Annotated in this window: 16 protein-coding genes; 4 read left to right on the plus strand and 12 right to left on the minus strand. The window is 73.3% G+C overall.

The genetic code is table 11. The features are described 5' to 3' along the window. Positions 1-450: 450 nt before the first annotated feature. A complete protein-coding gene (locus ACFWU3_RS07465; protein ID WP_384432599.1) occupies positions 451-1,329 on the plus strand; it encodes a winged helix-turn-helix transcriptional regulator in 879 nt (292 codons plus the stop codon). Here ACFWU3_RS07465 and pdxH read toward each other — a convergent pair. Further along, the gene (gene pdxH, locus ACFWU3_RS07470; protein WP_384433054.1) at positions 1,321-1,944 is read right to left on the minus strand and encodes a pyridoxamine 5'-phosphate oxidase; all 624 of its coding nucleotides are present in this window, start codon (positions 1,942-1,944) and stop codon (positions 1,321-1,323) included. The genes ACFWU3_RS07465 and pdxH overlap by 9 nt on opposite strands. A gap of 340 nt (positions 1,945-2,284) precedes the next feature. On the opposite strand from pdxH, the gene ACFWU3_RS07475 reads away from it, so the two are divergent. Continuing rightward, positions 2,285-3,385 carry a citrate synthase 2 gene (locus ACFWU3_RS07475; RefSeq protein WP_384432602.1) on the plus strand — a complete coding sequence of 367 codons (1,101 nt, stop codon included), beginning with the start codon at positions 2,285-2,287 and terminating at the stop codon, positions 3,383-3,385. Between the two features lie 39 nt (positions 3,386-3,424). On the opposite strand, the gene ACFWU3_RS07480 is transcribed toward ACFWU3_RS07475, so the two are convergent. The 10 genes from ACFWU3_RS07480 to ACFWU3_RS07525 form a co-directional block, all read right to left on the minus strand. Then, positions 3,425-4,435 carry an isopenicillin N synthase family dioxygenase gene (locus tag ACFWU3_RS07480; RefSeq protein WP_384432604.1) on the minus strand — a complete coding sequence of 337 codons (1,011 nt, stop codon included), beginning with the start codon at positions 4,433-4,435 and terminating at the stop codon, positions 3,425-3,427. A 262-nt stretch (positions 4,436-4,697) separates the two neighbouring features. Beyond that, on the minus strand, positions 4,698-5,285 hold the full coding sequence (locus ACFWU3_RS07485) for a TetR/AcrR family transcriptional regulator (RefSeq protein ID WP_384432607.1): 588 nt from the start codon (positions 5,283-5,285) through the stop codon (positions 4,698-4,700). Beyond that, complete coding sequence (locus tag ACFWU3_RS07490) at positions 5,273-6,007, minus strand: enoyl-CoA hydratase family protein (protein WP_384432610.1); 735 nt, start codon at positions 6,005-6,007, stop codon at positions 5,273-5,275. The genes ACFWU3_RS07485 and ACFWU3_RS07490 overlap by 13 nt, the downstream gene beginning before the upstream one ends. After that, positions 6,004-7,593, minus strand: coding sequence for a 4-coumarate--CoA ligase family protein (locus tag ACFWU3_RS07495; RefSeq protein ID WP_384432614.1), 1,590 nt, complete (start codon positions 7,591-7,593; stop codon positions 6,004-6,006). The genes ACFWU3_RS07490 and ACFWU3_RS07495 overlap by 4 nt, the downstream gene beginning before the upstream one ends. 41 nt (positions 7,594-7,634) lie before the next feature. After that, positions 7,635-8,762, minus strand: coding sequence for an acyl-CoA dehydrogenase family protein (locus ACFWU3_RS07500; protein ID WP_384432617.1), 1,128 nt, complete (start codon positions 8,760-8,762; stop codon positions 7,635-7,637). Further along, positions 8,759-10,672: an acetyl/propionyl/methylcrotonyl-CoA carboxylase subunit alpha gene (locus ACFWU3_RS07505; protein ID WP_384432620.1), complete on the minus strand. Its 1,914-nt coding sequence runs from the start codon at positions 10,670-10,672 to the stop codon at positions 8,759-8,761. The genes ACFWU3_RS07500 and ACFWU3_RS07505 overlap by 4 nt, the downstream gene beginning before the upstream one ends. Before the next feature lie 10 nt (positions 10,673-10,682). Continuing rightward, on the minus strand, positions 10,683-12,281 hold the full coding sequence (locus tag ACFWU3_RS07510) for an acyl-CoA carboxylase subunit beta (RefSeq protein ID WP_384432623.1): 1,599 nt from the start codon (positions 12,279-12,281) through the stop codon (positions 10,683-10,685). Then, the gene (locus ACFWU3_RS07515; protein WP_384432626.1) at positions 12,278-14,026 is read right to left on the minus strand and encodes an acyclic terpene utilization AtuA family protein; all 1,749 of its coding nucleotides are present in this window, start codon (positions 14,024-14,026) and stop codon (positions 12,278-12,280) included. The genes ACFWU3_RS07510 and ACFWU3_RS07515 overlap by 4 nt, the downstream gene beginning before the upstream one ends. Next, on the minus strand, positions 14,023-14,814 hold the full coding sequence (locus ACFWU3_RS07520; RefSeq protein WP_384432629.1) for a TIGR03084 family metal-binding protein: 792 nt from the start codon (positions 14,812-14,814) through the stop codon (positions 14,023-14,025). Before ACFWU3_RS07520 ends, ACFWU3_RS07515 begins: the two co-directional genes overlap by 4 nt. A gap of 305 nt (positions 14,815-15,119) precedes the next feature. Further along, positions 15,120-16,064: a DMT family transporter gene (locus ACFWU3_RS07525; protein WP_384432632.1), complete on the minus strand. Its 945-nt coding sequence runs from the start codon at positions 16,062-16,064 to the stop codon at positions 15,120-15,122. Between the two features lie 123 nt (positions 16,065-16,187). On the opposite strand from ACFWU3_RS07525, the gene ACFWU3_RS07530 reads away from it, so the two are divergent. Together ACFWU3_RS07530 and ACFWU3_RS07535 are read left to right on the plus strand one after the other, a co-directional pair. Next, positions 16,188-17,036 carry a LysR family transcriptional regulator gene (locus ACFWU3_RS07530; protein ID WP_384432635.1) on the plus strand — a complete coding sequence of 283 codons (849 nt, stop codon included), beginning with the start codon at positions 16,188-16,190 and terminating at the stop codon, positions 17,034-17,036. A gap of 590 nt (positions 17,037-17,626) precedes the next feature. After that, complete coding sequence (locus ACFWU3_RS07535) at positions 17,627-18,046, plus strand: pyridoxamine 5'-phosphate oxidase family protein (protein WP_313945674.1); 420 nt, start codon at positions 17,627-17,629, stop codon at positions 18,044-18,046. On the opposite strand, the gene ACFWU3_RS07540 is transcribed toward ACFWU3_RS07535, so the two are convergent. After that, on the minus strand, positions 18,033-20,963 hold the full coding sequence (locus tag ACFWU3_RS07540) for an FAD-binding and (Fe-S)-binding domain-containing protein (RefSeq protein WP_384432638.1): 2,931 nt from the start codon (positions 20,961-20,963) through the stop codon (positions 18,033-18,035). The two genes, ACFWU3_RS07535 and ACFWU3_RS07540, sit on opposite strands and share 14 nt — an antisense overlap. Positions 20,964-20,996: the final 33 nt, after the last annotated feature.

A 20,996-nucleotide genomic window follows, 5' to 3' on the forward strand; every position in this document is an offset into this window, starting at 1 on the left:
CTCGACATCAAGATATCCCGGGTTCGGGCCGTTCCCGGAAGGGCCCTCATTAAATGGCTTGAGCCGCCGCCTGCCGGTTCCTAAGGTGTGGGGCACACGATGAAAGGAGGTGATCCGGAAGTGGTTTCGTTTCGGATGCGTGAGGTGACTGCGGGCTAGAGGCCCGTTGTCGCACGATGTGCACAGACGGCAGGCCTCCTGCCGCAATCCCAAGCAGTCACCGACCCGCGGGCTCGCCGGTACATCCGGCCGGCTCCTCCGTGAGGAGGAACCAGAGCCCGCGGGTTTCTGCATGTCGGGACCCCGTGCGGCTGATTCCCGGCGGCCCGGACGCGCCGGCGGGCCCCGTACCCGGCAGGAGCCGACGTGGGCCAGGACCCGCTGAGTTCCTGTACGGAACCCGCTCCCCCGCGTGAAGATGGCCGCCTGCCCCGTGAAGGAGTCGGTGCCATGCCCAGAGCCGTGCCCGAGCGCGACGCCGCGTGTGCCGTCGCGCAGTCCGCCGCCGTGGTCGGCGACTGGTGGAGTCTGCTGATCGTCCGGGAGACCGCCCGCGGCAGACACCGGTTCGACGCGCTCCAGCGCGAGCTGGACATCTCCCGGAAGGTGCTCACCGAGCGCCTGAGCCACCTCGTCGACAGCAGGGTCCTGGAGAAGGTCCCGTACCAGCGCGGGCCCGTCCGGTACGAGTACCGGCTCACCGAGACCGGCCGCGCGCTGCTGCCGGTGCTCGTGGCCATGCAGGACTGGGCCGACCGCTGGTTGCTCGGGGACGGCACCCTGACCGGCACCGCGGACGAGAACAGCGCCGAGGCGCACCGGGTGCACGAACTGGTGGGCGAGCGGCTGGCGCGCTTCACCCTGCCCGTGCACAGCGGCGGGGACCTGGACCCGGTGGACGGGCGCTCGGCGGCCACCGTGCTGTTCTGCTACCCCGCGACCGGCCGTCCGGGTCCGCTGCCCGAGGACTGGGACACCATCCCGGGCGCGGTCGGCTGCACGCTGGAGAACCGGCTGTTCCGTGACGCGTACGGGGACTTCACGGCGGCGGGGGTCGCGGTGCGCGGGGTCAGTACGCAGCGGCCCGACGAGCAGCGCGTCTTCGCCGCCGCCGAGGAGCTGCCGTTCCCGCTGCTCTCCGACATGGACAGCCGGCTGTCGGCCGCGCTGCGGCTGCCGACGTTCCGCGCCGGGCAGGGCCTGCGGCTGAAGCGGGCGGTGCTGGTGCTGGACCGGGAGCGCATCGTGCGGCATGTGCAGTACCCGGTGACCGACATCCCGGTTGCGGTGACGACCGCCCTGCGGGAGGCGTCCGCCCTGTCAGGGTGACAGCCGCTCGATGTCCCACGCGCCGTCGCGGGAGGTGAACCGCAGTCGGTCGTGCAGCCGGTTCGCGTGCCCCTGCCAGAACTCCACCGTCTCCGGCTCGACCCGGAGGCCGCCCCACTCCGGAGGCGCGGGCACCTGCTCGCCCTCCGGGTGGCGGGCGGCCAGTTCCTCGTACGTACGGATCAGCTCCTCGCGCGAGCCGATCACCGAGGACTGGGCACTGGCCCAGGCGCCGAGCTGCGAGCCGTGCGGGCGGGTGCGGAAGTAGGCCACCGTCTCCTCCCGGCCGATCCGGGCGGCGGTGCCCGTGACGACGACCTGGCGGGCGATGGGGTGCCAGGGGAAGAGCAGCGAGACATACGCGTTGGCGGCGATCTCGCGGCCCTTGCGGGAGCCGTAGTTGGTGTAGAAGACGAAGCCCCGGGAGTCGTACTGCTTCAGCAGCACCGTGCGCGACGACGGACGGCCGTCGGGGGTGGCGGTGGACACGACCATGGCGTTCGGCTCGTGCAGTCCGGCGGACGCGGCCTGCGCGAACCAGCGCGCGAACTGCTCCATGGGCGTGGGCGCGAGGTCCGTCTCCAGCAGCGGCGTGGAGCGGTAGTGCTCGCGCATCAGGGCGGGGTTCGGGGCGGCGTCGTCGGTCACGGGCTCATCCTGCCGCAGCGCCCTCTTCTCCCCGGCACCCAGTGCCCGGGATGCCGACAGCGGATGCGACGCGTCGACCGGGCGCGGGGATCGCGCGAGTGTGCCGGATGTCACGCTTCCCCGCATCGTCCGGACCCGCCAAAATCTTGGGTCGGGCCACTGTGGCGCCCCGACAGCAGGGGATATCGTGCCTGCCTCCCCGGCGATGGGGTGACCGCCCCTCGCCCGGGGCATCACCGGGGTGACCGGTCCACGATCACGCACCGGCCGACCCGCACCCGCCGTACGCATCCCGAGGAGCCGCCTGATGTCCGACTTCGTACCAGGACTCGAAGGAGTCGTCGCGTTCGAGACGGAGATCGCCGAACCCGACAAGGAGGGCGGCTCGCTCCGCTACCGCGGCGTCGACATCGAGGACCTGGTCGGCCAGGTCTCGTTCGGCAACGTATGGGGCCTGCTGGTCGACGGGGCGTTCAACCCGGGGCTGCCCGCCGCCGAACCGTTCCCCATCCCGGTCCACTCCGGCGACATCCGCGTGGACGTCCAGTCGGCGCTGGCGATGCTGGCGCCCGTGTGGGGGCTGCGGCCACTGCTCGACATCGGCGCGGAACAGGCCCGCGAGGATCTCGCCCGGGCCGCCGTCATGGCGCTGTCCTACGTGGCACAGAGTGCCCGTGGCCAGGGCCTGCCGATGGTGCCGCAGCGGGAGATCGACAAGGCGCAGACCGTCGTCGAGCGCTTCATGATCCGCTGGCGCGGTGAGCCGGACCCGCGGCATGTGAAGGCCGTCGACGCCTACTGGACCTCGGCCGCCGAGCACGGCATGAACGCCTCCACCTTCACCGCCCGCGTCATCGCCTCCACCGGCGCCGACGTCGCGGCGGCGCTGTCGGGCGCGGTCGGCGCGATGTCCGGGCCGCTGCACGGCGGTGCGCCCTCCCGTGTGCTCGGCATGATCGAGGAGATCGAGCGGACGGGCGACGCGACGGCGTACGTCAAGCGGACCCTCGACAACGGCGAGCGGCTGATGGGCTTCGGCCACCGGGTCTACCGTGCCGAGGACCCGCGCGCCCGCGTCCTGCGGCGTACGGCCAAGGAGCTGGACGCGCCGCGCTTCGAGGTCGCGGAGGCCCTGGAGAAGGCCGCGCTGGAGGAGCTGCACAACCGTCGCCCGGACCGGGTCCTGGCGACGAACGTGGAGTTCTGGGCGGCGATCATGCTGGACTTCGCCGAGGTCCCGGCGCACATGTTCACCTCGATGTTCACCTGCGCGCGCACCGCGGGCTGGTCGGCGCACATCCTGGAGCAGAAGCGCACGGGCCGGCTGGTCCGTCCCTCGGCCCGGTACGTGGGCCCGGGCACGCGCGGCCCGCAGGAGATCACGGGCTACGACGACATCGCCCGCTGATCCCCCTGCGCGTCCGCCCGCCGGTCCCTCGCCCCTCGGTCAGGCCGCCGGCTCCAGCAGTTCCGCGTGGTGCCGTGCGGCGACCAGCGGGTGGGCGCGCAGCTTGCCCTTGAGTTCGTTGCGGCCGTACTCCGCGAACAGCGGGTTCGCGGGGTCCGCCGTGACGCCGGGGGCGTGCGCCGCGTACGGGAAGGCGAGCGGCTCGATGCGGGCGTCCAGGCGCGGGTTGTAGAAGAACGGCACGGAGTACCGCTCGGTGGCGCCGGGCGGGCTCACCACCCGGTGGTGGGTGGCCTTCAGATAGCCGTCGGTGGCGACTTCGAGGAGCTCGCCGAGGTTGACCACGAAGGCGCCCGGCAGGGGCGGCACGTCGTGGAACACGCCGTCCTCGCGCTCGACCTGGAGGCCGCCGACGCTGTCCTGGTGGAGCAGGGTCAGAAAGCCGTAGTCCTTGTGCGCGCCGACGCCCTGGCCGCCCCCGTCCGCCGGACTGCCGGGGTAGCGCACCAGCTTGAGGTGGATGTGGGCGCGGTCGCCGAAGAGGTGGTCGTAGAAGTCCGCCGGGGCGCCGATGGAGACGAGCAGCTCGTGCAGCAGCCGCTCGGCCACCGCGCTCAGCCGGTCGATCCAGCCGAGCGCCGCGCTGCGCAGCTGCGGCAGGGCGGCGGGCCACTGGTTGGGGCCCTCCAGCCACCAGTACCCGGGCTCGCCGGGCGCGGGGACGCGGGCGGGCCGCTCGGCGCCGATGTCGAGCTGGTCGCGCCAGTCCTGGCTGCCGCCGGTGCGTTCGTCGCCGATGCGCGTGTAGCCGCGGAAGTGCGGCGAGTTGACGTTGTCGATGGCGAGCCGGTCGGCCTCGGGCAGCGCGAAGAAGGCGCGCATGGTGCTGTTGAGCGCGGCCGTCTCGGCCTCGGTGACGCCGTGACCGGTGAGCTGGAAGAAGCCGACGTCATGGGCGGCACTGTGCAGCTGGGCGTGCAGCAGCGCGCGGGCCTGGGGGCCGCGGTCGGCGGCGGAGAGGTCGATGACGGGGAGCTGAAGAGAGGACATGAGTGCTTCCGCGGGGTGTACGGGAGCCCACGGGGCCGCCGGGGGTGGTGGCGGGGCCGCGGGTGCGCCGGGGCGAACGGGGTGGGCGGCCTGTCGCAGCGACAGGCCCGAGGTCAGGCGGAGCGCCGACAGCCCATGCTCGTGACGCGGACGTAGTCCACGTGACGGCGTCGTACCAGCAGAAGCATGGGCCCAGGATACTGCGCGGGCCCCGAACGTCCTGTGGCGCGGGTCACACCGGCGCGGGCCGGCGCGCGGCCCGTCAGCCCAGCGTCTCGTCCAGCAGGGCGGCCCACTGCGCGACGACCCGCTTCCTGCGGGCGGTGTCGTCGGTGAGCAGGTTCGCCAGCCCCAGGCCGCGGGCCATGTCGAGCAGGCCCTGGACGGTCTCGCGCACGCCGGGCCGCGACTCGTCCACACCGAGGAGCTGGACCGCGATGCGGTGGGTCTCGCGCCCGACCCTGGCCTCCAGTTCGGTGACCCGGGGGCGTAGCTGTTCCTCGTTGGACGCGGCGACCCACAGATGCAGCGCGGCCCGGAACAGCGGCCCCGTGTAAAGGCCGACGAGGGCCTCGACGACCGCCGCGCGGTCCTGGCCCGGCAGCGCGCGCAGGGCCGAGGACCGCTCCTCGGCGACGTACTCCACGGCGGCCGTGAACAGGTCCTCGCGGGTCGGGAAGTGGTGCTGCGCCGCACCCCGGGAGACGCCCGCGCGCTCGGCGACCACGGAGACCGTGGAGCCTGCCCAGCCGTGTTCGGCCAGGCAGGCGACGGCGGCCTCCAGCAGGCGCTGCCGGGTGGCCCGGCTGCGGTCCTGCTTGGGGGCCTTCGGCGTGACTACAGCTCCCATACGGGATCCCGGCGTTCGATGAAGGCGGTCATGCCCTCCCGGGCCTCGGCCGACGCGAACAGGGACGCCGAGCGCTGCACCAGGTCCTCCGCGTCCCGCTCGAACGCGTCCACCACCCGCGCGGTGACCAGCCTCTTCGACGCGGTCAGCCCCTGCGGGGAGGCCTTGCGCAGCCCGCCGAGCAGCGGTGCGAGTGCCTCGTCCACATCGTCGGCGGCGAGCGTCAGCAGTCCGATACGGGCCGCCTCCGCCGCGTCGAAGCGCTCCCCGGTCAGGTAGTAGCGCTCGGCGGCCCGCGGGTCCAGACGCGGCAGCAGCGGCAGCGAGATCACGGCCGGCGCGACCCCGATGCGGACCTCGGTGAACGCGAAGTCCGAGTCGCTGGAGGCCACCGCCATGTCGCAGGCGCCGAGCACCCCGAGCCCGCCGGCGCGGGTCTTCCCGCTGACGCGGGCCACGACCGGTTTGGGCAGGGTGACGATCTGCCGCAGCAGGTCGACGAAGGTGTACGGATTGGGCGGGGCCTTCAGATCGGCGCCCGCGCTGAAGGTGCCCCCGGTGTGGGTGAGCACCACCGCGCGTACCGCGTCGTCCTTGGCACAGTCGGCGAGCGCCTGCGCCAGCTCGCCGACGAGCCGCGCCGACAGGGCGTTGCGGTTCGCGGGCGAGTCCAGCGTCAGGGTGGTGATGCCGCGCTCGTGCGCGATGGCGACCAGCGTCACGTGTTCTCCCTTTCCCGGTCCCTCAGTTCACGCCGGAGAATCTTCCCCGAGGCGGCGCGCGGGACCCCGCCGATGAACGAGACACGGCGGATCTTCTTGTAGGGGGCGACGCGCTCGGCGACGAAGGCGATGATGTCGTCCTCCGTCAGCTCCTCGGCGCCCGGCTGCCGTACGACGTACGCCTTCGGGATCTCGTTCCCGTCAGTGTCGTACACGCCGATGACCGCCGCGTCGGCGATCCCCTCGTGACCGAGCAGCAGCGCCTCCAGCTCCGCGGGCGGGACCTGGAAGCCCTTGTACTTGATCAGCTCCTTCACGCGGTCGACGACGAACAGCCAGCCGTCCTCGTCGACGCGTCCGATGTCGCCGGTGCGCAGCCAGCCCTCCTCGTCGATCATCGCCGCGGTGGCCTCGGGGCGGCCGAGGTAGCCCTTCATCACCTGCGGTCCGCGGATCGCGACCTCGCCCTCCTCGCCCGGTCCGACGTCCTTGCCCGGGTCGTCGAGGGAGACGAGCCGCAGTTCGGTGGAGGGGATGAGCTTGCCGACGGTGCCGGGCGGCGGGTTCGCGGCGCCGAGCGGGACGACATGGGTTCCGGGCGACAGCTCGGTCATGCCGTACGCCTGGCCGATGGGCGGCAGGCCGAGCCGCTTGGAGCAGGCGGCGGCCAGCTCGGCGTCGAGGGGCGCGGCGGAGCAGATGATGTACTCCAGCGACGACAGGTCGTACTGGGCGACCGCCGGGTGCTTGGCGAGCGCGAGGACGACCGGCGGGGCGACGTACAGCGCGGTGATGCGGTGCTTCTCGATCGCCGCGAGGAAGGTGTCCAGCTCGAAGCGGGGCAGGACGACGACGGTGGAGCCCTGCCGCAGCGGGGCGTTCATCAGCGCGGTGAGGCCGTAGATGTGGAAGAACGGCAGCACGGCGAGGATGCGTTCGCCCGGGTTCATCGGGATGAGCGGGGAGAGCTGCGCCAGGTTGGTCGCGATGGAACGGTGGGTGAGCATCACCCCCTTGGGGATGCCGGTGGTGCCGGAGGAGTACGGCAGGGCCGCCACGTCCTCGGCGGGGTCGATGACGACCTCGGTGTCGGGCGCCTCCGAGACGATCATGTCGAGCATGCTGGTGTGCCCGTCGGCCCGGTCGCAGACGAAGATCTCCTCGATGCCGGCGGCCAGTTCGGCGGCCCTGCGCGCGACTTCGAGCAGCGGTGAGACGGTGAAGATCCAGCGGGCGGAGGAGTCCCGCAGCTGCTTGGCGAACTCCTCCGCGGTGGCGAGCGGATGGACGGTCGTGACGGACGCGCCGGCGCGGGTGGCCCCGTAGAAGACCGCGGGGTACGCGACCGTGTTGGGGCTGTGCAGGGCGAGGACGTCGCCCTTGCGCAGCCCCGCCTCGGCGAGTGCGGCGGCGATCCGGCGGTGGAAGAGGTCGAGCTGGGTGTAGGTGACGGTGGTGCCGTTGACCCCGTCGATCAGCGCGACGGTGTCCCCGAACTCGGCGGCCCGGTGGAGCACCGCGTCGTGGATCGGCTCGCTGACGGCAGGGACGTCTGCGTACTCACTGCTGAACACGGTTACCGGCATGGTCGGCCCCCTCGCTGTGTGGACGGCCAGAATCGCGTCTGTCAGTACGACTTGGGGAGACCCAGGGACTGGTGGGATACGTAATTGAGGATCATCTCGCGGCTGACCGGGGCGATCCTGGCCACGCGGGAGGCCGTGACCAGCGAGGCGAGGCCGTACTCCCGGGTCAGGCCGTTGCCGCCGAGCGTGTGGACGGACTGGTCGACCGCCTTCACGCAGGCCTCCCCCGCCGCGTACTTGGCCATGTTGGCGGCCTCGCCCGCGCCGATGTCGTCCCCGGCGTCGTAGAGGGCGGCGGCCTTCTGCATCATCAGCCGGGCCAGTTCCAGTTCGATGTGGGAGGCGGCCAGAGGGTGGGCGATGGCCTGGTGGGCGCCGATGGGGGCCTTCCAGACCTGACGGTCCTTGGCGTAGGAGAGGGCCGTGGCGAGCGCGTACCGGCCCATGCCGATGGCGAACGCGGCGGTCATGATGCGCTCGGGGTTGAGGCCGGCGAACAGCTGGAGCAGTCCTGCGTCCTCCTCGCCCACGAGCGCGTCGTGCGGCAGCGTCACGTCGTCGAGGACCAGCTCGAACTGCTTCTCGTGCGCCTGAAGTTCCATGTCGATCTGCGAGCGCCGGAAGCCGTCGGCGTCCCGGGGGACGATGAACAGGCACGGCTTGAGACTGCCGGTCCGCGCGTCCTCGGTCCGCCCCACGATCAGCGTCGCGTCGGCGATGTCGACACCCGAGATGAAGACCTTGCGCCCGGTGAGGGACCAGCCGTCCTCGGTCCGGTGCGCGGTGGTCGTGATCCGGTGCGAGTTGGACCCGGCGTCCGGTTCGGTGATGCCGAAGGCCATCGTGAGGCTGCCGTCCGCGAGACCGGGCAGCCAGGTGCGCTTCTGCTCCTCGGTGCCGAAGCGGGCGATCACGGTGCCGCAGATCGCGGGCGAGACGACCATCATCAGCAGCGGACAGCCCGCAGCTCCCAACTCCTCCAGCACGATGGAGAGTTCGGCCATGCCACCGCCCCCGCCGCCGTACTCCTCGGGCAGGTTCACCCCGAGGTAGCCGAGCTTGGCGGCCTCCGCCCACAGCTGCTCGCGGTCGTGTCCGCGGCCGTGCCGCTTCCCGAGCGCGGCGACGGCGGCACGCAGGTCCTTGTGCTCCTGGCTTTCTACGTTCATGACGCGGTGACCTCCTGGGTGGCTTCCGCCGGCGCTTCGTCGACGACGGCGAGCAGGGCGCCGACCTCGACCTGGCGGCCGGTGACGGCGTGGAGCGCGGTGAGCGTGCCGGAGGCGGGCGAGACGATGCGGTGCTCCATCTTCATGGCCTCCAGCCAGATGAGCGGCTGCCCCTTGTCGACCCACGAGCCCTCACCGACGCCCTCGGCGAGACGGACGACGGTCCCCGGCATCGGGGCGAGCAGCGAGCCGGGTTCGGTGCGGTCCTCGGGGTCGGGGAAACGGGGCCGCGCGGTCAGCGTGTGGGACCCGGCGGCGCCCTCGACGTGCACGGTGGCTCCGTACGCGGTGACGTCCCAGGCGCGGACGACACCGTCCGTCTCCAGGACGACGCGTCCGGGAGCGGTGTCGAGGACGCGCAGTCCCGGCATGTCCTCGACGGTGTAACCGCCCCCGCGGGCGGGCCGGTAGCGGACCTCGTGCTCGCCGCCGGACCGGTCCGTCCACGTCTTGGTCTGTGCCTGCGCCGGGAGGTTGCGCCAGGCGCCGCCGAAACGGCCCCCTCGTGCGGCGGCGTCCGCGAGCGCCGCGGCGACGGCGGCGAGTCCGGCGTCGGGCGCGGGCCGGGTGAGGGCGTCGAGATGCCGGTCGTAGAACCCGGTGTCGAGCTGTCCGGACGCGAAGTCCGGGTGTTCCAGGGAGCGTACGAGCAGCTCCCGGTTGGTGACCGGACCGTGCACGCGCGCCCGGCGCAGGGCGTGCGCGAGCCGGCGGACGGCCTGCTGCCGGGTGGGCGCCCAGGCGATGACCTTGGCGATCATGGGGTCGTAGTGGACGCCGACGGTGTCGCCGTCCGCGTACCCGGTGTCCAGACGGACCCCGGGGTCCACGGCTAGCCGCCGCAGGGTGCCGGTCTGCGGGGCCCAGCCGCGGGCCGGGTCCTCCGCGTACAGCCGGGCCTCCGCGGCGTGGCCGTTCGCGGCGGGCGGGTCCGCGGGCAGTGCCTCGCCCTCCGCCACCCGGATCTGGAGGCCGACGAGGTCGATGCCGAACACCGCCTCCGTGACCGGGTGTTCGACCTGGAGGCGGGTGTTCATCTCCAGGAAGTGGGCGGTGCCCGCCGGGGAGACGAGGAACTCCACCGTGCCGGCGCCGACGTATCCCACGGCGCGCGCCGCGGTCACCGACGCCTCGTGGAGCGAGGCCACCAGAGCGGGCGCGAGTCCCGGCGCCGGGGACTCCTCGATCACCTTCTGATGGCGGCGCTGGAGTGAGCAGTCCCGGGTGCCGAGGGCCCAGACGGTGCCGTGCGTGTCGGCGAGGATCTGGACCTCCACATGGCGGCCCGCCTCGACGTACGGCTCGACGAAGACCTCACCGTCGCCGAACGCGCTCAGCGCCTCGGCGCGTGCCGCCTCCAGTTCCCCGGCGAGGGCGTCCAGCGAGCGCACGATCCGCATTCCGCGGCCGCCACCGCCCGCCGCCGCCTTCACCAGGACCGGCAGATCGGCCTCGGTGACCTCGGCCAGGGGCGCGAGCCCCATCAGCTCCTTGGCCCGGGTCTTCGACGCCATCGCCTCGATCGCGGCCGGCGGCGGCCCGATCCACACGAGTCCCGCGTCCGCCACCTCCTGCGCGAACGCGGCGTTCTCGGACAGGAATCCGTACCCCGGGTGCACCGCGTCGGCGCCCGCGGCGAGCGCCGCCTTCACGATCAGGTCGCCGCGCAGATAGGTGTCGCCGGGGGCGGCCCCGGGGAGCCGCACGGCGGCGTCCGCCTCCCGTACGTGCAGGGCGGAGGCGTCCGCGTCGGAGTACACGGCGACCGTGGCGATGCCGAGTTCACGGCAGGTCCGGAAGACCCGGCAGGCGATCTCGCCGCGATTGGCGACCAGGACAGTGGAGATCATCGTCAAGCCCTCACATCCGGAAGACGCCGAAGCCGCCGCGCGCGCCTTCGACGGGGGCCGTGTGGATCGCGGACAGGCACAGACCCAGCACCGTGCGGGTGTCGCGGGGGTCGATCACCCCGTCGTCGTACAGCCGTCCCGACAGGAACATCGGCAGCGACTCCGCCTCGATCTGCTGCTCGACCATCGCGCGCAGTCCGGCGTCGGCCTCGTCGTCGTACGGCTGTCCCTTCGCCGCCGCGGAGGCGCGCGCCACGATGGAGAGCACACCGGCGAGCTGCTGGGGGCCCATGACGGCGGACTTGGCGCTCGGCCAGGCGAAGAGGAAGCGCGGGTCGTAGGCCCGGCCGCACATGCCGTAGTGCCCGGCGCCGTAGGAGGCGCCCATCAGCACGGACAGATGCGGGACCTTCGAGTTCGACACCGCGTTGATCATCATGGCGCCGTGCTTGATGATGCCGCCCTGCTCGTACTCCTTGCCGACCATGTAGCCGGTGGTGTTGTGCAGGAACACCAGCGGTACGTCGCGCTGGTTGGCGAGCTGGATGAACTGCGCCGCCTTCTGCGACTCGGCGCTGAACAGCACGCCCTGCGCGTTGGCGAGAATGCCCACGGGATAGCCGTGCAGGGAGGCCCAGCCGGTCACCAGGCTCGGCCCGTACAGCGGCTTGAACTCGTCGAAGTCGGAGCCGTCCACGATCCGCGCGACGGCCTCGCGGGGGTCGAAGGGCGTCTTGAGATCCTCGGGCACGATCCCGAGCAACTCCTCCTCGGCGTACTTCGGAGGCTCGGCCGGCCCCGGATCGGGCTGCGCCTTGCGCCAGTTGAGCCGTGCCACGATCCTGCGGGCCTGACGCAGCGCGTCCGGTTCGTCGACCGCGAAGTAGTCCGCGAGGCCCGAGGTGCGGGCGTGCATCTCCGCGCCGCCGAGCGACTCGTCGTCACTCTCCTCGCCCGTGGCCATCTTCACCAGCGGCGGACCGCCGAGGAACACCTTGGAGCGTTCCTTGATCATCACGGTGTGGTCGGACATGCCCGGGACGTACGCGCCGCCCGCCGTCGAGTTGCCGAACACGACCGCGATCGTCGGAATGCCCGCCGCCGACAGCCGGGTCAGATCGCGGAAGATCGCCCCGCCCGGGATGAAGATCTCCTTCTGCGAGGGCAGGTCCGCGCCGCCGGACTCGACCAGCGAGATGCACGGCAGCCGGTTGGCGTACGCGATCTCGTTCGCCCGCAGGATCTTCTTCAGCGTCCACGGGTTGGAGGCCCCGCCGCGCACGGTCGGGTCGTTCGCGGTGATCAGGCACTCGACGCCTTCCACCACCCCGATGCCGGTCACCGTGGACGCGCCCACCGGGTAGTCGCTCCCCCACGCGGCGAGCGGGGACAGCTCCAGGAACGGTGTGTCGGGGTCCAGCAGCAGCTCGATCCGCTCACGCGCCAGCAGCTTGCCGCGGGAGCGGTGCCGGGCGACGTACTTCTCGCCGCCGCCCGCCAGTGCCTTCGCATGCTCGGCGTCCAGGTCGGCGAGCCGGCCGAGCATGGCCTCGCGGCGGGCCGCGAACTCGGGGGACGCCGGGTCGACGGCCGAGGAGAGCACGGTCACAGCAGTACCTCCGGGATGTCCATGTACCGGGAGCGCAGCCACTCGCCGAGCGCCTTGCCCTGGGGGTCGAAGCGGGCCTGCGCCGCCACGCCCTCGCCGAGGATGCCCTCGACCGTGAAGTTGAGGGCGCGCAGCCGCGGCAGGACGTGGCGTACGACGGTGAGGTCGGCGGTCTCGGGGAGCAGGGCCCGGAAGCGGTCCACGGTCAGTTCGTGGGCGAGCCAGCGCCAGGCGTCGTCGGTGCGGGCCCACACTCCGACGTTGGCGTCGCCGCCCTTGTCGCCGCTGCGCGCCCCGGCGACGAGGCCGAGGGGCGCTGCACGGCGGGGGCCGTCGGGCAGCGGTTCGGGCAGCTCGGCGGCGGGTTCGGTGGCGGGTCCGGCTGCGGGGTCCGCTGCCGCGTCGAACGGCTCGGTGTCGGCGGTGCGGGCGGCCGGCGGGATCTCGCGGCGCCGTCCGTCGGGCAGTACGGCGGTGTGCGGGACGGAGGCCGCGTCCACGAGCTCCGCCTCGAACACCCCGTATGGAGCGCCCTTTCCGGGCGGGGCCGTCACATGGAAACCCGGGTAGCTGCCCAGCGCGAGTTCGATCGCGGCGCCGCTGACGGCGCGGCCGACCTTCTCGGGGTCGCTGTCCCGCACGACGAGTCGCAGATAGGCGCTCGCACGCTCCTCGGTGTCGCCGTCGGGCCGCTCGGTGCGGGCGAGTTCCCAGCGCACGTCGGCCGGCCGGTGCTTGCCGAACGCGTCCTCCAACTGGTCCCGCACCAACTGGGCCTTGGCCTCGATGTCCAGACCCGTCAGCACGAACACGACCTCGTTGCGCCAGCCGCCGATGCGGTTGAGCCCGACCTTGAGGGTGGGCGGCGGAGCCTCGCCGCGTACGCCCGAGATCCGCACCCGGTCCGGGCCCCGCTGTTCCAGCCGTACGGTGTCGAGACGGGCGGTGACATCGGGGCCCGCGTAGCGCGCGCCCCCTGTCTCGTAGAGCAGTTGGGCCGTGACGGTGCCGACGTCGACGAGGCCGCCGGTGCCCTCGTGCTTGGTGATGACGGACGTGCCGTCGGCGTGGATCTCGGCGAGGGGGAAGCCGGGACGGCGCAGCACGCGCGAATCGTGACCGGCGAAGAAGGCGTAGTTGCCACCGGTGGCCTGGGTGCCGCACTCCAGCACATGGCCGGCGACGACGGCGCCCGCGAGCGCGTCGAGATCGTCCGGGCCCCAGCCGAAGTGGGCGGCCGCCGGGCCGGTGACAAGCGCCGCGTCGGTGACCCGGCCGGTGACGACGACGTCCGCACCGGCGCGCAGACAGGCGGCGATCCCCGCGCCGCCGAGGTAGGCGTTGGCGGTGAGCACCTGCGGGCCCCAGCCGCGACCGAGCAGATCGTCGCCCTCGACATGGGCGACCTTCACGGGCACGCCGACGCGCTCGGCGAGCGCGCGGATGGCGTCCGCGAGCCCGGCCGGGTTGAGCCCGCCCGCGTTGGCGACGATTCTGACGCCGCGTTCATGGGCGAGGCCGAGACTCTCCTCCAGTTGCTTCAGGAAGGTCTTGGCGTAGCCGAGAGAGGGGTCCTTCAGCCGGTCACGGCCGAGGATGAGCATGGTCAGCTCGGCGAGATAGTCGCCGGTCAGGACGTCGAGGGGTCCGTCGGTGAGCATCTCGCGCACGGCGTCGAAGCGGTCGCCGTAGAAGCCGGAGGCGTTCCCGACACGCAGGACGTCACCGGAGCCCGCGGCGGTCACCGGGCCTCCTTGGGAGCGCGGCCCGGCCCGGCCGGTCCCGCGAAGGCCTGGGCGATGTCGAGCCAGCGGTCGGCGTCCTCGCCCTCGGCCCGCACGGCGAGGTCGGCGCGGTGGGCCCGCTGGGTGACCAGCAGGCAGAAGTCGAGCGCCGGCCCGCTGACCTTCTGCTCCGCGTCCGCGGGGCCGTACGTCCACAACTGGCCGCCCGGAGACGTCAGTTCCACCAGGATGGGCGCCGTGGGCGGGGTCAGCGAGCGGACGCCGAAGGCGTAGTCGCGGGCACGGACGCCGATGTACGCGACGTGGCGCAGTCGGTCGGTCGGCTCGCGTACGGCGCCGAGCGCGTCGGCGATGTCCTGGCCGTGCGCCCAGGTCTCCATCAGCCGCCCGGTCGCCGTGGAGGCGACGCTCATGGGCGGCCCGTACCAGGGGAAGCGGCTGCCCGCCGGCGCCGCGCGCAGAGCCTTCTGGAGCTGATCGCGGCCCTCGCGCCAGCGGGCGAGCAGTTCGGCGGGCGGCTGCGCGGCGCCCTTCTCGGCGCCCTCGTCGACGAAGGAGTACGGCGCGGCGAACGCCTTCTCCGTCTCCACGGCGAAGGCCTCGGCGTCGGTGACGGCCAGCAGGGCCGCGGCATCGGTCCAGGCGAGGTGCGCGATCTGGTGGGCGATGCTCCAGCGCGGCGCGGGCGTCGGCCGCGCCCAGTCGTCGGCGCTCAACTCCCCGACTAGCCGGTCGAGTTCATCGCTCTCGGTGCGCAGATCGTCCAGGACGACGGTCGGGTCGGACACGGTGGCGCTCCCTCGGGACACGACGGTGTGTGCCCGGAGCATGGCAGCGCGACGAGAAACAATCAAGCGTGCTTGCTTTGATTTCTGCGGGGATCTGTCGCCGTGTCACGGCCGGGGCGGGCCCGACCTGAGGGGCCGGACGGAACCCGCCTGCTGCGGGGCGGTGGCGGGCCGGGGCTGCCCGCCGGCCCGGGGGCGGGTCCGGGCTGCCCGCCGGCCCGGGGCACGGCTGGGCTGCCCGCCGGCCCGGGGCACGGCTGGGCTGCCCGCCGGCCCGGGCGGCACGGCACTCCCGTCGGCCCGGCCTACTGGGACTGTTTCGCCACCTGGGTCCGCACCGCACCCATGCTCGCGCCGATGACCAGCGCGATCGCCACCGCGTCGATCAGGGACAGACCCTGGTGCAGAACGAGGAAACCGGCCGCCGCGGCGATCGCCGGCTCCAGGCTCATCAGCACCGCGAACGTCGGCGCGGGCAGCCGTCGCAGCGCCAGCAGCTCCAGCGTGTACGGGAGGACGGACGACATGAGCGCGACGGCGAGCCCGAACGCGAGGGTCGACGGCACGATCAGCTTCGACCCTGCCTCCGCGATGCCCAGCGGCAGACTCAGGAGAGCGCCGACCGCCATCGCCAGCGCCAGTCCGTCCGCCTGCGGAAAACGGCGTCCGGTACGGGCGCTGAAGACGATGTACGCGGCCCACATCGCGCCCGCGCCCAGGGCGAACAGCGCGCCGACGGGATCGAGCCGGTCGAAGCCGCCGCCGCTGAGCAGCACCACACCGCCCAGGGCGAGACCCGCCCAGACCAGATTGATCATCCGCCGCGACACGATCACCGACAACGCCAGCGGACCGAGGACCTCGAAGGTCACGGCCGCGCCCAGCGGGATCCGGTCGGCAGCCTGGTAGAAGAGGATGTTCATGGCGCCCATGGCGGCGCCGAACGCCACCACCGTGCCCCAGTCGGCACGCGAATGGCCGCGCAGCTTCGGGCGGCACACCACGAGCAGGACGACAGCGGCGAGGACGAGCCGCAGGGTGACCACGCCGAGTGCCCCGGCGCGCGGCATCAGCATCACCGCGACGGCCGCACCGAACTGGACGGACAGCGCACCGGCGACGACGAGAGCGACCGGGCCGAGGGTGCGGCCGCCGCGGCCGGCGTCCCTTCCCGAGTCGGCCGCGCTGCCGTCGAGGGCGGCCGCGGCCTCCGGCTCGGTGACGACGACAGTGGTGCGCGCTTCGTCCACCGGAACCTCCCTGATCGGCCGGGCCGTGGCGCGTCACCCCCGGCCTGCTGCGGCCCTCCCCACGCTACGACTCCTCGGCCGCCGCGTGAAATGCCGACTGTGCTGCCGTTATGCTCCACGCGCATGAGCATCGAGATGCGCCATCTCCGCTGCTTCCTCGCCATCGCCGAGGAGTCGAGCGTGACCAGGGCCGCCGTCCGGCTGCACCTCACCCAGCCCGCGGTCTCGCGGGCGCTGGCCGCGCTCGAGAAGCAGCTCGGCACGCGGCTCGTGGACCGCTCCACGCACCATCTCGCGCTCACCCCCGAGGGGCTGGCCTTCCGCGACAAGGCGGCCACGGCGGTCGCCGCCTTCGACGAGGCGCTGGACACCACAGGGCTGCGGCTCCGGCCACTGCGGCTGGGGCACGCCTGGTCCGCGCTCGGGCCGTACACCACCCCGCTGCTGCGCCGCTGGGAACGGGAGCACCCCGAGACCCCGCTGGAACTCCTGCGGATCGACGACCGCACCGCCGGGCTGGTCCGCGGCGAGGTGGACGCGGCGGTCCTGCGCGGCCCGGTGGACACACCGGGCCTGGCCACCGAGCTGCTGTTCACCGAGTCCCGGGTGGCCGCGGTCACCTCGGACGGTCCCCTGGCCGCGCGGCCCTCCCTGGCCCTGGCGGAGCTGACGGACACCCCGATGATCCTCAACACGGTCTCGGGTCTGACGACCCTGGATCTGTGGCCGCCGGAGTCCCGGCCGGGGACGACGGTGACGGTCGCGAACACGGACGACTGGCTGACGGCGATCGCGGCGGGGCGGGGGGCGGGGGTGTCGGTGGCGTCCACCGCGGCGATGCATCCGCACCCGGGGGTGACGTACCGCCCCCTGACGGACGCGCCCCCGGCCCGCGTCATGCTGGCCTGGCGCGCGTCGTCCCCGCACCCGGCGCTGCGGGAACTGCTGGCGCTGGCACGCGAGCTGACATGACCGCGGGTGCGGGTCCCTTGTCGGGGCTCGGCCCCGAACCCCGCCGAGCCGGACAACGTGCCGGGCACGCCCAGCCCGTCCGGGCCGAGCCGGACAACGTGTCCCGCACGTCCAGCCCGTCCGGCGATCGACGACGCGGCCCGCACATCCAGCCCGTCCGGCGATCGAGGACACAACCGCAGGGCGTGCCGCCGCAACGCAACCCGCAAGCCACCGGTCAGGGCTCCGCCCCGAACCCCGCGCCTCAAACGCCGGCGAGGCTAAATCTGCAACCACCAGCCCACGCCCCAGCACATCCAGCCCGTCCGGCGATCGACGACACGACCACAGGGCGTGCCCCCGCGACGCAACCCGCAAGCCACCGGTCAGGGCTCCGCCCCGAACCCCGCGCCTCAAACGCCGGCGAGGCTGAATGTGCGACCACCAGCCCACGCCCCAGCACATCCAGCCCGTCCGGCGCTTGAGGACACGACCGCAGGGCGTGCCCCCGCAGCGCACACGCGGCCACCCCCGCCCGTCCGGCGGTGAGGGCACAAGACACACCCCCGCGCGCACCCCCCTCCCCCCACCCCCCGTGGTACAGACAGCACATGACCCGCGACGAACTCCTCTGGTTCCTCCGCCGACACAAGCTCGCCGTCGAGGCCTCCGTCGGACCCGGCGGCAGGCCCCAGGCCGCCGTCGTCGGTTTCGGTGTCAGCGATCAGTTGGAGATCGTCTTCGACACCGTCAACACCACCCGCAAGTACCGCAACCTCCTCGCCGACCCCCGTATCGCCCTCGTCATCGGGTGGGACGAGGCCGTGACCGTGCAGATCGAAGGGCTCGCCGACTTTCCCGAGGGGCCCGAGCTGGAGCGGCTGAAGGCCGCCTACTTCACGGCCTATCCGGAGGGACGGGAGCGGCTCGGGTGGCCCGGGATCACGTATGTGCGGGTGCGGGCGCACTGGGCGCGGCACAGTGACTTCACCGTGGAGCCCGCGCGGATCGAGGAGCTCACTCTCGACTGAGGTCGTCCGGCAGGGCCTCCGCGAGCACCTCCGCGAGGTGCCGTGCGCGGTGGCCCTCCAGCTGGGCCAGCTGCGTACGGCAGGAGAAGCCGTCCGCGAGGAGTTCCGCTTCCGGGCCCGCCGTGCGGACCGCCGGGAGGAGCTGGTCCTCCGCGCAGGCCACCGACACCTCGTAGTGGCCGCGCTCGAAGCCGAAGTTGCCGGCCAGTCCGCAGCAACCGCCGCTGAGCTCCCCCGCGAGACCCGCCCGTTCACGCAGCCGGCGTTCCGCGTCCTCGCCGAGGACCGCGTGCTGGTGGCAGTGCGTCTGGCCGGCCACCGGGCGATCCAGGCGCGGCGGTGTCCAGTCCGGTGCGCACTCCTCCAGCGCCTGGGCGAAGGTGCGGACCGATGCCGCGAGGCGCGCCGCGCGGGGGTCGTCCGGCAGGAGTTCGGGGAGGTCCGTCCGCAGCGCCGCACCGCAGCTCGGCTCCAGGACGACCACGGGGGCGCCCAGGTCGAGCAGCGGCTCCACGGTGTCCAGGGTGCGGCGCATCACCGCGCGGGCGCGGTCGAGCTGGCCCGTGGAGACATAGGTGAGGCCGCAGCAGACCCGGCCGGGCGGCACGACGAGGCCCAGGCCCGCGGACTCCATGACCCGTACCGCGGCCCGGCCGACCTCCGGGGAGAGGTGGTCGGTGAACGTGTCCGGCCACAGCACGGCCGTACGGCTTGTCGCCAGGACCTCCGTACGCCCTCGCAGATGCCCGGCCAGCCAGGTGCGGAACGTCTCCGGGGCCAGCCGCGGGATGTCCCGTTCGGGGGCGATACCGCCCAGCCGCTTGGCGACGGCCGCCAGCGGCCGGACCCGGGCCGCGGCGTTGACGAGCCGGGCGAAGGGGGCCGCCGCCCGCAGCCACTCGGGCAGCCGGCCCATGGCGTAGTGGGACGCGGGCCGTCGCCGCCCCGCGTAGTGGTGGTGCAGGAACTCCGCCTTGTAGGTGGCCATGTCGACGCCCACCGGGCAGTCGCTGCGGCACCCCTTGCACGACAGGCACAGGTCGAGCGCGTCCCGCACCTCGGGCGAACGCCAGCCGTCCCGCACGATCTCGCCCGCCAGCATCTCGTGCAGCAGCCGGGCCCGGCCGCGGGTGGAGTGCGCCTCCTCACCGGTGGCACGGAAGGACGGGCACATCACGCCGCCGCCCGAACCGGCCGACGTCGTCCGGCACTTGGCGACGCCCACGCACCGCCGGACCGCGCCGGCGAAGTCGCCGCCGTCGTGCGGGTAGCCGAAGGCCACGTCGACCCTCTCCCGCGGGAGCACGGCGAAGCGGAGGTTGGCGTCGAGGCGGTCGGGGCGGACCAGCATGCCCGGGTTCATGCCACCGGCCGGGTCCCACAGGTCCTTGAACCGGCCGAAGAGGCCGACCAGTTCGTCCCCGTACATCTTCGGCAGCAGCTCGGCGCGCGCCTGCCCGTCGCCGTGTTCGCCCGACAGCGAGCCGCCGTGGGCGACGACGAGTTCGGCGACCTCCCCGGAGAAGCGGCGGAAGGCCCGCACGCCCGGCTCCCTCAGCAGGTCGAAGTCGATACGGACGTGGATGCAGCCGTCGCCGAAGTGCCCGTACGGCGTGCCGCGCAGGCCGTGGGCCGCCAGCAGTGCCCGGAAGTCGCGCAGATAGGCGCCGAGCCGGGCGGGCGGCACCGCGCAGTCCTCCCAGCCGGGCCACGCTTCCGTGCCGTCGGGAGTGCGGGTCGCCGTGCCGGCCGCGTCCTCGCGCACCCGCCACAGGGCGCGCATGCCGGCCGGGTCGTCGACCACCGTGCCGTCCAGCGCGTCGGCCGCGCGGAGCACGGCCCCGGCACCGGCCCGTGCCTCGGCCGCGGTGTCCCCGCCGGTCTCCACGAACAGCCACGCGCCGCCGCGCGGCAGCCCGTGGTCGGGGGGCACCAGGTCCTCGGCCATGCCCTCGACGGTCAGCGGGCGGAGCGGAAGGAGCCCGGAGGCCGCCTCGGCCGCCGCGCTCTCGTCGGGGTAGCCGAGCACCGCGAGGGCCCGGGCCCGGGGCGCGTCGACGAGCCGTACGGTCGCCTCCGTCAGCACCCCGAGCGTGCCCTCGCTGCCGCAGAACGCGCGGGTGAGGTCGACGCCCTTCTCGGGCAGCAGCGCGTCCAGCGCGTATCCGGAGATCCGGCGGGGCAGCCCGTCCGTGAACCCGGTGCGCAGCAGGGCGAGATGCCCGTCGACGAGTTCGCGCAGGCCGGCGGGGGCGCCGGAGTCCCAGCCACGGCCGAGGCGCAGGGCGGCGCCGCCGTAGGTGGTCACGGAGAGGCCGTGCACGTTGTCGGCGGTCGTGCCCCAGGCCACCGAGTGCGCGCCGCAGGAGTTGTTGCCGATCATCCCGCCGATCGTGCAGCGGGCGTGGGTGGAGGGGTCGGGGCCGAAGGTGAGGCCGAGGGGGCGTACGGCGTCGCGGAGGGTGTCCAGGACGACGCCGGGCTGGACGACCGCCGTGCGGGCCTCGGCGTCCACGTCGAGCACGGCTCGCATGTGGCGGGTGAAGTCGAGCACGACGCCGATGCCGGTGGCCTGACCGGCAATCGACGTACCCGCGCCGCGCGGCACGACGGGCACCTCGTACTGCCGGCAGACCGCGAGCGCGGCGGCCACATCGTCGGCGTCCCGGGGTGCGACGACGCCGACCGGCACCCGCCGGTAATTGGAGGCGTCCATGGTCATCAGGGCTCTGCCGGCGGCGGAGAAGTCCACCTCGCCGCGCACGTCCCGCCCGAGGGCCCGCGCCAGCTCGCCCGTCGCGTCGGCCGTCGCACCGGCCGTCGTGCGGGTGTCCGCGGACCCGGAGTGCGCCTCCCGCACCCGGGCAGAGCCGCTGTCCGGCTGCCGGTCCGGCCCCGTCTGTCGCTGTTCCGCCATGTCTCTCAGCATGCCCCCGTCACTCCCGTCACA

The sequence above is a fragment of the Streptomyces sp. NPDC058685 genome (assembly GCF_042714725.1).
Taxonomy (GTDB): domain Bacteria; phylum Actinomycetota; class Actinomycetes; order Streptomycetales; family Streptomycetaceae; genus Streptomyces.